The sequence below is a fragment of the Vibrio orientalis CIP 102891 = ATCC 33934 genome, from assembly GCF_000176235.1.
Classification (GTDB): domain Bacteria; phylum Pseudomonadota; class Gammaproteobacteria; order Enterobacterales; family Vibrionaceae; genus Vibrio; species Vibrio orientalis.
In genome coordinates this window covers 75,507-91,240 of sequence record NZ_ACZV01000003.1, presented here as the reverse complement: position 1 = coordinate 91,240, position 15,734 = coordinate 75,507, and the positions used below count along the sequence as shown (strand labels likewise).

Sequence of the window (15,734 nt, the reverse complement as noted above, 5' to 3'; positions counted from 1 at the left end):
CCCCAACTCACTCGTTCCTCGCTCTCGAGGATGACGGCAGTAGGGCTAAGGCTCTCAATAAACATAAGCTATTCATTCCATAGATAGACGAAGGAGAGAGTAGGGAATCTCCATAAGTCATCGACTTGCTTGAAGAGATCCCCAACTCACTCGTTCCTCGCTCTCGAGGATGACGGCAGTAGGGCTAAGGTTCTCAATGAACATAAGAAGCTGGTCATTCCATAGAGCGACGAAGGAGAGAGTAGGGAATCTCATAAAGTTTCCTGTTTGTTTTAAGCGCTCCAAGCTCACTCATACCTCGCTCTCGGGGAATTACAGTGATAAAAAAGGCTGGCAAATGCCAACCCCTATTAAAATCTAATATTTCAGTTACTCGGTAAACAGCGTTTCATACTTAACAAAAGCCGTTTGAGTCTCACCGTAATAAAGCGTGCCTTCAGACTGAATAGCAACTCGTAGCCAGCTCTCTGCGGAGTTCGGTTTTGGTAAGGACACAGCCCAGTGCTGACCTGTGCTATCTGTCGATGCCATATCGATAGGTTGTGCGCTCTGATCTTGGCTATCTACCAGTGATAGCTTGACGCCTTCAAGAGGGAAAGCTGCTTTTAATGTTAAGTCTAGCCCTTGAGCGGTTAGCTTTTCTGAACGAAATTGCACTTTAAAGTCGCCATTCGTCATATCGCACAGACCACTGGTATAGCGGCAGTTTGATTTGGCGGCTAACTTATAGGTTTCCCCTTCTTTAGCGGCATGAGGTTTTTCACTCAGCGCCATATCAGTACCAAAATAGGCAATCAGAGAAAGAATCGGGGCGATTAGTAATGCGATTAGAAAGTGCTTGTTTTTGAACATCTTGCGTCCTTGCTACAACGTTAAAGGGCTAAGTTAACTCAATTTAGCGAATAAAAAAGCCCCAATAGGGGCTTTTGTGGTTTAGGTATAATTTTAGTGGTCTACTGCACCGCCAGCGCCTGCTGGTACGCGTACGTGTTCAACCAAGTCTTTAACTTCTTGTGGAGTTTCTGCTGTTACTTTTGATACAGCGAACGCTACGATGAAGTTAAATAGAGCACCAATTGCACCAAATGCATTTGGCTCGATGCCTAGGAACCAGTTGCTGCCCCAACTTTCTAGGTATTTCCAGTCAGCAACGAATAGGATGCCTTTGTGTTGGAATACGTAGAATAGAGTGATACTGATACCTGCAATCATACCTGCGATTGCGCCTTCCTTGTTGATGCCTTTGCTGAAGATACCCATCATCAGTGCAGGGAATATCGAGGAAGCGGCTAGACCGAAGGCCAGTGCAACCGTACCTGCAGCAAAGCCTGGCGGGTTGAGGCCGAGATAGCCTGCCACCGCAATCGCCACCGCCATGGAGATTCGACTGGCGAGCAGCTCTTTCTTCTCAGAGATATTTGGATTAATGACACCTTTGATTAAGTCATGGGATATCGCGGACGAGATAGCCAATAATAGACCTGCCGCCGTTGATAGTGCCGCTGCTAGGCCACCCGCTGCCACAAGCGCGATTACCCAGTTAGGTAGTTTCGCAATTTCAGGGTTAGCCAGTACCATGATGTCACGGTCAACTTTCAGTTCGTTTGTTGCTGCACTTGATGTGTACTCGATAAGGCCGTCGCCGTTCTTATCATCAAAGCCTAGTAGACCTGTTTTCTCCCAGTTCTTGAACCAGTCAGGACGCTCATCATAAGCAAGGTGTTTGCCAGGTGCTGGGTTAACCGTATCCATTAGGTTTAGACGCGCCATTGCAGATACTGCTGGAGCTGTCGTGTATAGGATTGCGATGAACAGTAGTGCCCAACCTGCTGATGTACGTGCGTCACGAACCTTAGGTACAGTGAAGAAACGGATGATTACGTGTGGTAGACCTGCAGTACCGATCATTAGTGACATTGTGTAAACGAACATGTTTAACGTATCGCCACGGACTTGAGTGGTGTATTCACTAAAGCCGAGTTCGGTGACCACTTGGTCGAGCCTATCGAGCAGATAGACATCGGTGCCTTGGATGGTACTTCCTAGGCCAATCTGAGGTAGAGGGTGACCTGTTAGTTGCAGAGAGATAAAGATTGCAGGAATAGTGTAAGCTAAAATGAGTACGCAATATTGAGCAATCTGCGTGTACGTGATCCCTTTCATGCCGCCCATAACCGCGTACATAAATACGATACACATACCGATCAGTAGGCCAGTAGAGTAATCAACTTCTAGGAAACGACCGAACGCAACACCAACGCCTTTCATCTGGCCGATAACATAAGTTACTGAGGCGATGATTAGACACACAACCGCTACGATACGTGCTGCGTTTGAGTAGAAACGTTCACCTACGAACTCTGGTACAGTGAACTTGCCGAACTTACGTAGGTAAGGTGCAAGTAGTAGTGCTAGAAGTACGTAACCGCCAGTCCAACCCATTAGGAATACGCTGCCGCCGTAACCCATGAAGGCGATAAGACCAGCCATAGAGATAAATGATGCTGCTGACATCCAGTCTGCTGCTGTTGCCATGCCGTTGGCGATTGGGTTTACACCACCGCCTGCAACATAGAACTCTTTAGTTGATCCAGCACGAGCCCAAATCGCAATACCGATGTAAAGGATAAAGGTCGCACCAACAACGAGGTAAGTGATTGTTTTCAAATCCATCTGAGTTACTCCTTACTCATCTACGCCGAATTCACGGTCGATTTGGCGCATTTTCCACGCGTAGTAGAAAATAATACCTAGGAAGGCATAGATTGAGCCCTGTTGAGCAAACCAGAAGCCTAGTTTGTAACCGCCTAGTTGAAATTGATTGAGTTGATCGACAAATAAGATGCCGCAGCCGAAAGAAACGACAAACCAGATAACCATTAACGTGATCATTAGTTTTACGTTCTTATCCCAATAGGCTTTGGCTTTATCCTGACTTTCAAACGCCATTGCCGCCTCCTTACGATTGGTTGGGTTGTTAAAAAAATGTTTCACCATCTACATTAGCAAGGGGTTGGCAAGAACTCTTTTCAACTTTAGTCGCGGCGATAAAAACAAAAAGCGCCCATATAACGGGCGCTTAGCAGGAGACGTATTGATTTTTGTGATGTTACTGTTGTGTTAAATTAGCCTAAAGTCTAACGTTTCAGCGTTAAATCTATCAATTTTTATTAGGCTAAGTAGAAATCTTTGATCCCCATCAGCAGGTTGTTGACGGCAACGGCGGCCAAAATGAGCCCCATAACACGACTGATAATCGCGGCGCCGACATTACCAATCCATTTCTGAATATGGGTAGCACCAAGCAGCAACAATAGCGTAATCAGTAGTACTGCCACCATCACACCAGCAGTGATGCTTTGATCGATCAGTGAAAAGCGATGGTTGTCGGTTAGCATGACAATCGCCATCATAGCGCCAGGAGAGGCGATAGAAGGGATAGCCAGTGGATAGACCGCTAAATCTGCTAAGTCTGAGTGGTTGACTTCTTTAGATAGCTTGGTTTCTTGCTCAGGTTTAGATTCACCAAAGATCATCGTAAGGGCGAACAGCAGTAGAACTAAACCGCCGGCGGCCTGAAACGCTGGCAATGGAATTTGCATCGCTTCAAGGAGCAACTGACCTACGAGTAAGAAAAACAGTAAAACACCGGTTGAGATAGCGACCGCTTTTAACGCGACAAGTCGACGTTGTTTAGCGGATAAATGTTGAGTTTGTGAAAGGTAAACGGGAACAGAGCCAATTGGGTCGATAACCGCCCAAAGAACAACGAACTGTGTAATTATAATGCTTAACAAGAGAAGTACTCCCAGAGTTAATGAACAGAGGGGTAAATCAGATTGTCGCCTGATTCCCTTATGCTAACAGAATTCTGAGAGCTATAGTGTAATTTTTTGTAACTTAGATTTCAGATTCTAGCTGTTGCAGCAAAATTACTGCTTGAGTTCGGTTTTTTACCCCAAGTTTTCTAAAGATTGCCGTCATATGGGCTTTTATCGTAGCTTCAGAAACATTTAACTCATAAGCAATTTGCTTGTTTAGCAAACCATCAGATAGCATTCCGAGGACTTTGTATTGTTGAGGTGTCAAAGTGGCAATTTTTTCTGCTAGATCGTTACAAGCCGCGTTATTGGTGATTGAACCTTCTGGGAAAAAGGGTTCTCCATTGAGTACTTGGTTTAGCGCGCTGACTAACTCACGCATATCACTCGACTTAGGAATAAAGCCAAATGCACCATGACTTTTGACCTGCGTCACTACCGCAGGTTCTTCGCTGGCTGAGACAACAACAATGGGTAAATCAGGGTATTCGGCGCGCAGCTGGATAAGGCCTGACATGCCATTGGCTCCAGGCATTTTCAGATCAAGCAGTAGTAAGTCCGGTTCATCTTCTTTTTTTAATAGCGAAAGCAGCGCCTCAAGAGAGTCAGCTTCGAGTAGGTTGGCACCACTCACTGCCATGTGCACTGATTGGAATAGTGCATTGCGAAATAGCGGGTGATCATCTGCAATGATAATGGTGTAAGTCGAATCCATGACGTTAACTACTTATGACTGTTTAGTTAATAGAATTATTGTCATCTTTGCGATTGTGGACAATATTTATCCGCTAAAAGTCTGAACTGTATCGGGTTTTATTAGCAAAATTGCATATATATGTCGGACGGCGAAGAGTGAGTGTGATTGGGAGAGGAAGAAAAGCAACGCCAGCAAAGAGGCTGGCGTTGTTTGAATTGCTTACAGGTTATGGCTGTCCAAATGCTTTAGAAAAGTATCTTCATTCATAAAGCCAGTAATGCGAGCGTTTGAAATTGGCTCGCCATTGGCATCCCAAAATTCAATAGTCGGTAATCCCAGCACACGCATTTCTTTCAGCAGCGCAATATCTTGCGGTTGGTTACGCGTGACATCCGCTTGGAGTAAAATGAAGTTTTTCAATTTTGCTTCTACAGCTGGCTGGTGGAAGGTGTATTTCTCGAACTCCTTACAGGCCACACACCAATCGGCGTAGAAATCTAACATGACAGGTTTACCGGCAAGCTTGGCGGCTTCTAACTGCTGGTTTAGCTCATCAATATTGCTAATTTGGATAAACTCAATCTGGCTTGTTTGTTCGATTGTGCTGTTACCGAAGTAGTAATTCAGCGCTGGTTGAGCTGAAGCAAATAGGCCAAGTACAGCAATGATGCCGACCACGCTCTGCTTCCAGCCACCAAATGGCAGTGAATTTTTAACGTGATATAGCCAACCAAAGGCAGCAATACCAAGTCCTGACCACATCGCGGTTGCCCATAATTCTGGCAAGATTCGTTCTAGCAAGAAGATCGGCGCAGCAAGTAAGATAAAGCCAAATAGCGTCTTGACTCGATCCATCCAATTACCTGCTTTTGGCAGCAATTTATTGCCGAACACGGCGACGAACATCAATGGGATCCCCATGCCCATCGCTAAGGCATACAGAGCAATACCACCAGTAAACAGATCGCCACTTTGAGCGACATATAGTAGCGCTCCTGAGAGTGGCGCGGTAGTACATGGTGAGCAAACAAGACCAGAAATCGCCCCCATGGCAAATACGCCAAGCGAACTACCACCTTGCTGTTTATTGCTGAGGTTGTTTAACCAAGTCTGTACGCTGCTAGGCAATTGAATGGTGTACAAGCCGAACATCGAAAGCGCTAATACAACAAATAGAATACTAAGGCCAATCAGAACATAAGGATGTTGCATTGCTGCTTGGAATTGCATGCCCGCAGATGCGACGACTAGTCCAAGTAAGGTATAGGTGAGCGCCATTCCTTGGACATAAATAAAGGCTAGCCCTAATGCACGAGTATGGCTGAGTTTACCGCTGCCCAATACGATACTGGTTAAAATTGGATACATAGGCAGCACACACGGTGTAAATGCTAGGCCAACACCTAAGGCTAAGAACAGCAGTGGAGTCCACCAACTGTCACCCAACTTGGAGGCGAGATTAGATTCACTCGATACAGGTGATGAGGTGCTCTCTTGTTTTGATGCGGGTTGAGTGTCGACAGGTTTTTGAGCAGGTATTACGGCACTTGGTTCTTGGTAGTCAAAGCTTGTAAGATCGACAATTCGTGTCTCTGGCGGATAACAGAAACCAGCTTTGGCACAGCCTTGATACTGAACAATCAGACGCGCGCCTTCTTGATAGTTGCTCAGCGGCACTTCAACAAACAGTGGCGACGTGTAGATATTGACTTCACCAAAGAACTCATCTTTGTAAGGTTCACCATCACGCATTTCAACATCACCTAATGTAACGTTCTCGCCACTGACTGAAATACGATGTTGGTAAAGGTAGTAATCTTCTTTTACTTGCCAATCAAGCAGAACATGATTGCCTTGTTGAAAGGCATTGAATGGGAAGGCCTCATCAACAGGGACAAAAGTATTGCTGCTATTACCAAAGCTTGGTGCAGAATTCGAATTGCCAAACAATGCCATCGCAGGTGCAGAGATAACAGAAAGAAACAGCAAGATTAGAGATAAGGCGAAGCGCATAAAAGAGTCACTTGAGTTAAATTTTCATCATTTTAACTCAATCAGACAGAGGATAGGGGGAATAAGTTTCACCTTAAGAAAATTATTCTGTAGTTCGAGAGATTGCTCTAAAGGCGACTGCATGTGCGAGTGACAGCCGCCAGAAAAGATTAAGCGACGCCTAGCCTTGCTCGAACGACACGTTCACACGCATCGATGTGGTCGGTGTCTTTAGGAATGACTAGCACCGTATCATTCCCCCCGACCGTACCGAGGATCTCGGTGTGAGGGTCAATATCCACTAAACGTGCAACCAGCTGGGCACTGCCTGGGTGGGTCTTCACTACCACCATCGCTTGGTTATGAGTAATGAACTCAATCTGAGAAGAGATCGAGGATTCGACACGCACAGGGGCGGTTTCTACCGTAATACAGTATACCTTTTTGCCGCAGGCATTTTGTACTTTCACGACCCCGAGCTGAGACAGGAGTCTTGATACCGTGGATTGGCTAATACCTTGAAAACCAATATCAACCAGAGCTTCTCGCAACTCATTTTGGGTTGTGAAGCTCTGTTGCTGTAATAAACGTTTGCAGGCAGCCGTCAGCGTTTTATCTTCGCTGTAATCAATGACACTAGGGTTTAGAGTTTCACTCATGCGAACTCCTTAAAACAGACGTAATAATCAATCGTCCATGTGGCTATTGGGCACTCAGATCCATGTAAGTGCAATCTATCTATGAGCGGTCACTCTGTGGTGACTTAATTTTGATTATCAGTCTACCACCAAAGTATATGCGGCTTTGTGAATGGGATCGCCAAATAAAAAACTGGCCAAGTAACTGTAATTAGGAGTGAATTCTGCTTATTTGCGGATATTTATTCAGAGGCTGGCATAAATATCCGCATAATTTTATCGCAAGGTATCGCGACCTAGATGGGATGGTGCTAGCGAGCTTCTGTCATAATTTCACGAGAGAATACTTTTTCACAGTAGTGACATTTTAGCTGCACATTGTCATGTTTTTCTTGCACCTTAAAGCGACTTTCTACTGGCTCACCATGTGAAATACAGTTGCTGTTCGGGCATTCAAAAACACTTTCAATACTGTTAGGCAGAACCAAGTTGAGTTTATTGACCACCTTGTACTCTTCAATCTGATTGACCGTTGCTTTCGGTGCGTAAAGGGCTAACTGGTTAGCTTGCTCTTTCGTTAGGTAGATGTTCTCAATTTTGATCAGGTCTTTCGCACCTAATGCTGATGAAGGCAGGTTAAGGCCAATAGTGATTCGCTGATTCGACTTATGCATTTTGAACAGCTTAAGTACTTTAATCCCAATATTCGCAGGGATATGGTCGATCACAGAGCCATTACGAATCGCTTCTACCTGAAGTTGAGTTTCTTTCACCATGATATCTCTCCTGCAATTAAATGGTTTGGTTTAGAACGAGAGCCAGTAGCGCTTCGCGAGCGTAAACGCCATTTTCTGCTTGCTCGAAGTAGTAAGCGTGTTTGGTTTTGTCGACATCTACTGTGATTTCGTCAACGCGTGGCAATGGGTGAAGCACTTTTAGATTATCTCGTGCGCCCTCTAGCGTTGCGGCCGTTAAGATGAATGCTGACTTCATATGTGCATATTCCGACTCGTCAAAACGTTCTTTCTGCACGCGCGTCATATAAAGAACATCAAGCTCAGGCACCACCTCTTCAATATTGCTGTGAGTGCTGTATTGGATTCCGGATTCTTCGAGTTCCTCACAGATGTAATCTGGCATCGCTAGTGCATCAGGGGCGATAAAGAAGAAGCGCACATTGTTAAATTTCGCCAGAGCTTGAGTCAGTGAGTGAACAGTACGGCCATATTTTAAGTCGCCAACAAATGCTACGTTGAGGTTGTCTAACGTGCCTTGAGTTTCATGAATAGAGAATAGGTCGAGTAGTGTCTGCGTCGGGTGCTGGTTAGCGCCGTCACCACCGTTGATGATTGGCACTCCTTTAGAGAATTCAGACGCCAGACGTGCTGCGCCTTCTTGTGGGTGACGCATAACGAACGCATCAACATACGAAGCGATAACCTGGACCGAGTCAGCCAATGTTTCGCCTTTTTTCGCCAGTGATGTGTTACCACCATTATCAAAGCCAATCACGCTGCCACCTAAACGCTCGACAGCCGTTTCAAATGAAAGACGAGTACGAGTCGACGGCTCAAAGAAGCAGCTTGCCACGACTTTGTTCTTCAACAGTTCTGGATTGGGTTCAGCTTTTAATCTTGCCGCCGTATCAACGATAAGCTCTAGCTCTTCACGGCTGAGCTCAGGGATGGAGATGATGTGCTTATTAAATAACGAATGCGCCATAGCAATGTTTCCTAGTCGTGATTTACAGACAAAAAAAAGCCCCCTGAAATAGGAGGCTTTAAAATAGAATCAATAGAGAGAATGAAACAGAAAACGATCCCGACTCTGGGCGCGTTTGGTAACAACGAAAGGTTGTCGGTGACTGTGTCATTTTTAACTCTCCTTAGACAAATTGCGGAGGATTATACGCACAAAAAAACGCCACGCAAGCGTTTGCGAAAAGTATCCAGAAATTGGATTTTTATGCGAATTTCGCATCTTTTCGAAACTTTTAATCTACCTTTGATAGATCTTGCTTGAGGGCGTATTTGTTAGAAAATTCTCTAATGCTCAATGAAAAAAAATGCGGGCTTTATTCAGACATAATCGAGAAGAGTCATCATGCCACCCGCATTTCCCTGCAGAAATACTCTTCATATTTGAAACTGTAGCGGCGTTAACTGCATTCATTCGCCCGGAGTGCCGGCCCAGCCAATCATTTAGCGGACTAAACTCAGGAAGACTCATTCATTTGTTGCCTTGCTACAGCTCCAACTATTTTGAGTATTAGCTGCGACTAGTGGTGATTAATCACCTAGTGTCGCAACCATTACCGCTTTGATTGTGTGCATGCGGTTTTCAGCTTCATCGAAGACGATAGAGTGCTTAGACTCAACCACTTCATCTGTTACTTCCACACCATCTTTCAGTTGTGGGTATTCTGCTGCTAGCTCTTTACCAACAGTGGTATCTTCACCGTGGAACGCTGGTAGACAGTGCATGAATTTCACATGTGGGTTGCCTGTTGCTTTAAGCATTTCCATGTTTACTTGGTAAGGCATCATTAGGTTAATACGCTCAGCCCAAGCTTCTTTCGCTTCACCCATCGATACCCAAACGTCAGTGTATAGGTAATCACAGCCTTGAACGCCTTCTTGAACGTCTTCAGTCATTGTGATTTTCGCGCCAGTCTCTTGTGCGATTTCACGGCAAGTTGCCACTAGCTCTTCTTCTGGCCAGAATGCTTTTGGAGCGACTAGACGGATGTCCATGCCCATTTTCGCTGCGCCAACCATGAGTGAGTTACCCATGTTGTTGCGTGCATCACCTAGGTAAGCAAACTTCATTTCGTGCAGTTGTTTACCACGGCCGTGTTCCATCATCGTTAGGAAGTCAGCTAGGATTTGAGTTGGGTGGAATTCGTCTGTTAGACCGTTCCATACTGGTACACCAGCGTATGCGCCTAGCTCTTCAACGATCTCTTGACCGAAGCCACGGTACTCGATGCCGTCGTACATGCGACCAAGAACGCGAGCAGTATCTTTCATTGACTCTTTGTGACCAATTTGAGAACCAGATGGGCCTAAGTAAGACACTTGAGCGCCTTGGTCAAATGCTGCAACTTCAAATGCACAACGGGTACGAGTCGATGTTTTCTCGAAAATTAGCGCAATATTTTTACCTTTTAGACGAGGTTGCTCATAGCCGTTGTATTTCGCTTTTTTCAGTTCCGCTGAAAGGTCCAAGAAGTGTTGGATTTCACGTGGAGTAAAGTCTAATAGTTTTAGGAAGTTACGGTTACGTAGGTTAAAAGCCATGATGTTTTCCTTCTTTGTTTTGTATGCGCTCTCTTGGTTGCAGGGAAAGAGGTAAGAAAGCGCACAAGGTAATTGGTTTTAAGTAACTAATGTTTTATTTAAGGCCTAGCCTTTAGTGATGTTAGTGCCGGCTGTGCCTTGAAGAATTTGCAGACCATCTTGCAGTGAGCCGATACCGACTACTTTGCCGCCTTGATTAATGAACTCGCACGATGCTTCGATTTTTGGTCCCATAGAACCAGCATCAAATTGGTATTTCGCCAGTTCGCTTGGGTTAGTGCTGCGCAGTGCGTGTTGGGTTGGTTTGCCCCAATCTAGGTAAACCGCGTCGGCATCAGTCAGGATAAGCAGTGCATCGGCATCTAACTGCTTAGCGAGGAATGCAGCTGACATATCTTTGTCGATAACCGCTTCAACACCGACTAACTTGCCGTTTTCGCGTTTCACCGGAATACCGCCACCGCCAGTACAAATTACTAGGTGACCTTGTTCGATAAGCGCAGTGATCGCTTCATGCTCAATGATGCCCGTTGGTTGTGGGCTAGGTACTACACGGCGGAAGTGCTGGCCGTCTGGCTTGATTGTCCAGTGGTACTTCTCTGCCAGCTCACGCGCTTCAGCTTCTTCGTAAATAGGGCCAATTGGCTTAGTTGGGTCAGCGAATGCAGGATCTTTTGGATCGACCGTCATCTGGGTCAACATGCAAGTTGCGTTGACGTTAGGCATTTGGTTTTTGAATTCTTGCATCAGCATGTAGCCGATCATGCCTTGAGTCTCACTGCCCAATACGTCTAATGGGTAAGGTGCCACTTTTTTGTATTCCAAGCCTTGTAGAGCCAGTAATCCAACTTGTGGGCCATTACCGTGGACAAGTACTACGTTGTACTCTTGAGCGATTTCAGAAATGGTTTTTACCGCGATTTCAATGTTGTGGCGTTGTACATCTGCTTCCAACGGTTCACCGCGGCGAAGAAGAGCGTTACCACCTAGTGCTACAACTACAGTTTGTTTAGTCATTGCTGTTATCTCTTTGCAGGGGGCAGGAGAAATATCCCTCCTGCCAAATCAACTGGTTACTTAAATGCCGTCACGTTCGATTGGGCAGCTCATGCAGCGAGCGCCGCCGCGACCACGACCTAGCTCATCACCTGGGATAGGTAGGACAGTGATGCCTGCTTTGTCGTATTTCTCGTTGGTGTAAGTATTGCCTTCGTAGCCGATAACCACGCCAGGTTTCACAGTGAGAACGTTGTTCGCGTCGTTCCACTGCTCACGTTCTGCGTGGAAGTTGTCACCACCGGTAGTGATCAGATTTAGCTTGTCTACGCCAAGCGCTTTCTCGATAGCTGTTACGAAGTAGCCTTCTTCTTTGACGTTAACTGCGCCAGACTCATCGCCAGTTAGGCTCCAGCACTTCACATCTTTGCGTACCACTTCTGGGTAGACAGAGAAGGTGTCTTCGTTCATGTGCGTCATTACGGTATCTAGGTGCATGCAAGAGCGGTGTTTTGGTAGCTCCATCGCAATGATTTGCTTCGCTTGGCCATGTTTGAATAGGCCTGATGCTAAGTGCTCAACACCTTGTGCGGTTGTACGCTCAGACATGCCGATAAGTACTGTGCCGCGACCGATAACCAATACGTCACCGCCTTCGATGGTAGAGTTGTCGTAGTTGATGTTTTCGTCATCGCCAAAGTATTTAATGAAGTCTTGGCCGGCGAAAGTTGGGTGCCAGCGGTAGATAGCGCGAACATGGTTAGTTTCACGTTGACGAGCTGGTTTCGCCATCGGGTTGATAGATACGCCACCGTATACCCAGCATGACGTGTCACGAGTGAATAGGTGATTCGGTAGTGGCTCGATGATGAAGTCTGTTGGAGCGTGAAGACCTTGCAGCATTGAAGAAGACTTCATTGGCATTTCAGCGTAAGACAGACCACCCGTCAGGATCTTCGCTAGCTCTAGGTTTGGAAGGTCGCCTAGGTAGCAGCGCACGTCATTAGCAAATGTTTTACCTAAACGGTAATCAGATACCTGACGGCTTAGTAGCCAGTCTTTTGCTTCTGGCACTGCAAGTGTGTCAGCAAGAAGGTCAGTAAGTAGTAGAACCTCGACACCTTGGTCACGTAGTGTTTGAGTAAACACATCGTGCTCTTTACCTGCGCGTTCTACTGCAAGTACATCATCAAACAGTAGATCATGACAGTTAGAAGGTGTTAAGTGAGTGAGAGCGCGTCTAGGGCGGTGAACAAGGACGCGACGTAATTGACCGATTTCAGAACCTACGTATAACTTACTCATGATCGTATCTCTCTTATATTTCTTTAATTAGTTTTATTTTAAAAACTAATAATTAATTTGTAGGGAATAGAAGCGTGAATTTATTTATTCACTTATTTTGTTTCTGGAATTCATATTACGCCTGTTGGCAGGGGATTCTTAGAGGTCAATCACAGTTCGTTTTTTATGCTCCAGGCCTTGATTTATAAGGGTTTTAACAATATCTATTCACTTGTTATCTGGATGTGAATGCCCTATTTAGCTATGTTCTTGGGAAGTTTATGCATTAGTTTATGCGTGGAATTAGACAAAAGGTGGTTTGGGGGAAAGATATTCAATTTAATAACTTTGATAAAACAGTGAATAGAATAGAAATATGCACTATAAGTTCTTAGTTAAGTGTTTTTAAAGGGTGATTTACGCCTTTGGTAACAAAACTTTTGATAATAAATTTGTTCTGGATCACATTGACTATTTAAAATGCGTTGAACACTAAAATAAGATTGATTAATGGAGTTAATTGATAGCGATAGTTTTTCTTATTATAAATATCGAGATATATAATTATCGAATGATGATATTTGAATTAGTCATTTCATAGTTCGACGAAGGAGTGAGCAGGGAATCTCAAAAATATCGCGACGAGCGTTAAGAGATCCCCAACTCGTTCATTCTTCACTCTTGAGGATGACGGTGCTGTAGTGAGGAGGAGGCTTGTTAGTCATTCCATAGGGCGGCAGGAGTGAGCAGGGAATCTCTAAAATATCGCGACTAGCGTTAAGAACTCTCCAACTCGTTGGTTCCTCACTCTTGAGGATGACAGTGCTGTAGTGAGGAGGAGGCTTGTTAGCCATCCCATAGGGCGACGAAGGAGTGAGCAGGGAATCTCTAAAATATCGCGACTAGGGTTAAGAGATCCCCATCTCGTTGGTTCCTCATTCTTGAGGATGACAATGCTGTAGTGAGGAAGAGGCTTGTTAGTCATTCCATAGAGTGACGAAGGAGCGAGTAGGGAATCTCTGGACGGTTCTTACCTAGCCTAGATATGAGAAAAGCCGCACTAAGGCGGCTTTGGGAGAGGGCTCACTTCCTGTGAGCCGGGTAAGGAAAAGAAACGATTAACCTAGATTAGCGCTGCAATACTTAGACATACAATGCAGAACAGAGTCAGAATCGCGAGTAGTGGCGCGACCCATTTCACCCAGCGAACGTAAGGGACGCGAGCGATAGCTAGACCACCCATTACTACCGCTGATGTTGGTGTAATTAAGTTCACTAGACCTGAAGCAGATTGGTAAGCAGTAATCACAAGCTCACGACCAACACCCGCAAAGTCAGCAAGTGGTGCCATGATTGGCATGGTTAATACCGCTAGACCTGACGTTGATGGCACTAGGAATGACAGTAGAATCTCTAGGAAGAACATCACGTTAATGAACACCACTGACGATAGACCAGTCACCATCTGTTCTGCTGAGAACAAGATAGTGTCGGTGATCATACCGCGGTCCATCACTACCACGATACCACGGGCAATACCGATGATCAGTGCGACACCCAGTAGGTCACGAGCGCCGTCGATAAAGCTATTGGTAAAGTCCTCCTCACTCATGCGAGCCACTAGACCAACAAGAATCGTTGCTGCTAGGAACATGGCTGAGATCTCTGCCATCCACCATCCTGCGACAGATACACCGTAAATCATTACCCCGAATGAACCACCGAAGATAGTTAGAATTACTTTACGCGTAGTTGTGAACTCTAGAGAACCGCCATCTTGGTTGCCAAGGAAGTGCGCCTTGTTCTCTTCGTACTTGTCGTAAACGATAGACTTGCTTTGGTCTTCACGAACCATGCGAGCATAGCGCATCACGTAAGCGACACAGATACCGTAGCCAATCACTAGCATGAGAGCGCGCAGCATAATGCCGTCGGTAAATGGAATACCAGAAGCGTTGGCTGCAATTACCGTCGCAAATGGGTTAATTGTAGAACCGAGCACACCGATACCAGCACCAAGAAGAACGGTTGCGGCTGCGACCAATGGGTCAAAGCGAGCGGCCATCATCACAGGAACGAGTAGGGTGTAGAAAGGCAGTGACTCTTCCGCCATCCCATAGACAGTACCGCCGGCTGCAAACAGTGCCATCAAGATAGGAATCATCATCTCTTCTCTACCTTGCAAGCGATGGGTAACGCGTTCAATACCTGCGTCAATCGCACCTGTCTTGGTTACTAGTCCTAGGAAGCCACCGATGATAAGAATGAAAAGAGAAACATCGATTGCAGCAGCTTCATAGCTATTGTGGTCGTAGAAGCCATCAATAGGTGCTAGAAGTACATCAATCACACCTTGAGGGTTCCCTTCTACAGCTTGATAAGTACCAGTGACAGGAACTTCACGACCTAGGTCTTCATTCATTGCACGGTCGTATTGACCCGCGGGAACGATCCAAGTCAGCATTGCCACTAAAGCAATTAAGATAAAAAGAATGGTGTATGCAGAAGGGAATTTGAAGTTGGCAAAGAAGCCACCTTTTTTTTCTTCGGTCGGTACAGTTTGGGTTGTCATGGCTATCTCCTTACTTTTATTTATATACCGATAAATAAAAGTGAATCAGCGACTCATCGTTATTAAAAATAAAATAACTTTGTAGGGAAGTTATTAGTAATTGGAATTCTTATATAGGCTTCTTGCCTGTTGGGACTATTTTAATCCGAGGATGGAAAGGTAACTTTGTGGGCCTTCACAAAAATATAGACCCTGTCTTTGTATGGTTTTTTACAAAAGATTAAGTGGAGACTAATTGTTTGAAATAGCCGGATTAATATTCTTTTTTTTGACGGAGTTTTCTTATTGGCTTGAGTGAAAAAAGGCATAAATTAATAATGAGGGAATTTTATTCATATCGCCGGATTAAAATTCAAGAGTAAATTTCGGAGCTTTTATTGATTAAAGTCAAAAATGAAATGTGAGCTAAGTGTTTTTACGATGGAGAAAATAAAA

General features: G+C 45.2%; 13 protein-coding genes. All 13 read right to left on the bottom strand.

Going from position 1 to position 15,734, the window contains the following annotated elements:
• Window positions 1–369: 369 nt before the first annotated feature.
• The gene (locus tag VIA_RS02510; RefSeq protein ID WP_004410607.1) at window positions 370–852 is read right to left on the bottom strand and encodes a hypothetical protein; all 483 of its coding nucleotides are present in this window, start codon (window positions 850–852) and stop codon (window positions 370–372) included.
• Between the two features lie 93 nt (window positions 853–945).
• A complete protein-coding gene (locus VIA_RS02505) occupies window positions 946–2,673 on the bottom strand; it encodes a sodium:solute symporter family protein (protein WP_004410604.1) in 1,728 nt (575 codons plus the stop codon).
• Window positions 2,674–2,685: 12 nt separating this feature from the next.
• Window positions 2,686–2,949 (bottom strand): DUF4212 domain-containing protein, encoded by a 264-nt coding sequence (locus VIA_RS02500; protein WP_004410602.1) that lies wholly within the window; start codon window positions 2,947–2,949, stop codon window positions 2,686–2,688.
• Between the two features lie 221 nt (window positions 2,950–3,170).
• On the bottom strand, window positions 3,171–3,797 hold the full coding sequence (locus VIA_RS02495; RefSeq protein ID WP_004410599.1) for a MarC family protein: 627 nt from the start codon (window positions 3,795–3,797) through the stop codon (window positions 3,171–3,173).
• Between the two features lie 103 nt (window positions 3,798–3,900).
• Complete coding sequence (locus tag VIA_RS02490) at window positions 3,901–4,536, bottom strand: response regulator transcription factor (protein WP_004410587.1); 636 nt, start codon at window positions 4,534–4,536, stop codon at window positions 3,901–3,903.
• Between the two features lie 201 nt (window positions 4,537–4,737).
• Window positions 4,738–6,531 carry a protein-disulfide reductase DsbD gene (locus VIA_RS02485; RefSeq protein WP_004410584.1) on the bottom strand — a complete coding sequence of 598 codons (1,794 nt, stop codon included), beginning with the start codon at window positions 6,529–6,531 and terminating at the stop codon, window positions 4,738–4,740.
• Between the two features lie 149 nt (window positions 6,532–6,680).
• Complete coding sequence (locus tag VIA_RS02480) at window positions 6,681–7,169, bottom strand: arginine repressor (protein ID WP_004410577.1); 489 nt, start codon at window positions 7,167–7,169, stop codon at window positions 6,681–6,683.
• Window positions 7,170–7,459: 290 nt separating this feature from the next.
• Window positions 7,460–7,924, bottom strand: coding sequence for an aspartate carbamoyltransferase regulatory subunit (gene pyrI, locus VIA_RS02475; protein WP_004410574.1), 465 nt, complete (start codon window positions 7,922–7,924; stop codon window positions 7,460–7,462).
• A gap of 16 nt (window positions 7,925–7,940) precedes the next feature.
• The gene (gene pyrB, locus VIA_RS02470) at window positions 7,941–8,870 is read right to left on the bottom strand and encodes an aspartate carbamoyltransferase (RefSeq protein ID WP_004410569.1); all 930 of its coding nucleotides are present in this window, start codon (window positions 8,868–8,870) and stop codon (window positions 7,941–7,943) included.
• A 566-nt stretch (window positions 8,871–9,436) separates the two neighbouring features.
• Complete coding sequence (locus tag VIA_RS02460) at window positions 9,437–10,447, bottom strand: ornithine carbamoyltransferase (protein ID WP_004410568.1); 1,011 nt, start codon at window positions 10,445–10,447, stop codon at window positions 9,437–9,439.
• Window positions 10,448–10,552: 105 nt separating this feature from the next.
• Window positions 10,553–11,464 (bottom strand): carbamate kinase, encoded by a 912-nt coding sequence (gene arcC, locus VIA_RS02455; RefSeq protein WP_004410567.1) that lies wholly within the window; start codon window positions 11,462–11,464, stop codon window positions 10,553–10,555.
• 60 nt (window positions 11,465–11,524) lie between these two features.
• Complete coding sequence (gene arcA / locus VIA_RS02450) at window positions 11,525–12,748, bottom strand: arginine deiminase (protein ID WP_004410565.1); 1,224 nt, start codon at window positions 12,746–12,748, stop codon at window positions 11,525–11,527.
• A 1,102-nt stretch (window positions 12,749–13,850) separates the two neighbouring features.
• On the bottom strand, window positions 13,851–15,299 hold the full coding sequence (locus VIA_RS02445) for a YfcC family protein (RefSeq protein ID WP_004410560.1): 1,449 nt from the start codon (window positions 15,297–15,299) through the stop codon (window positions 13,851–13,853).
• Window positions 15,300–15,734: the final 435 nt, after the last annotated feature.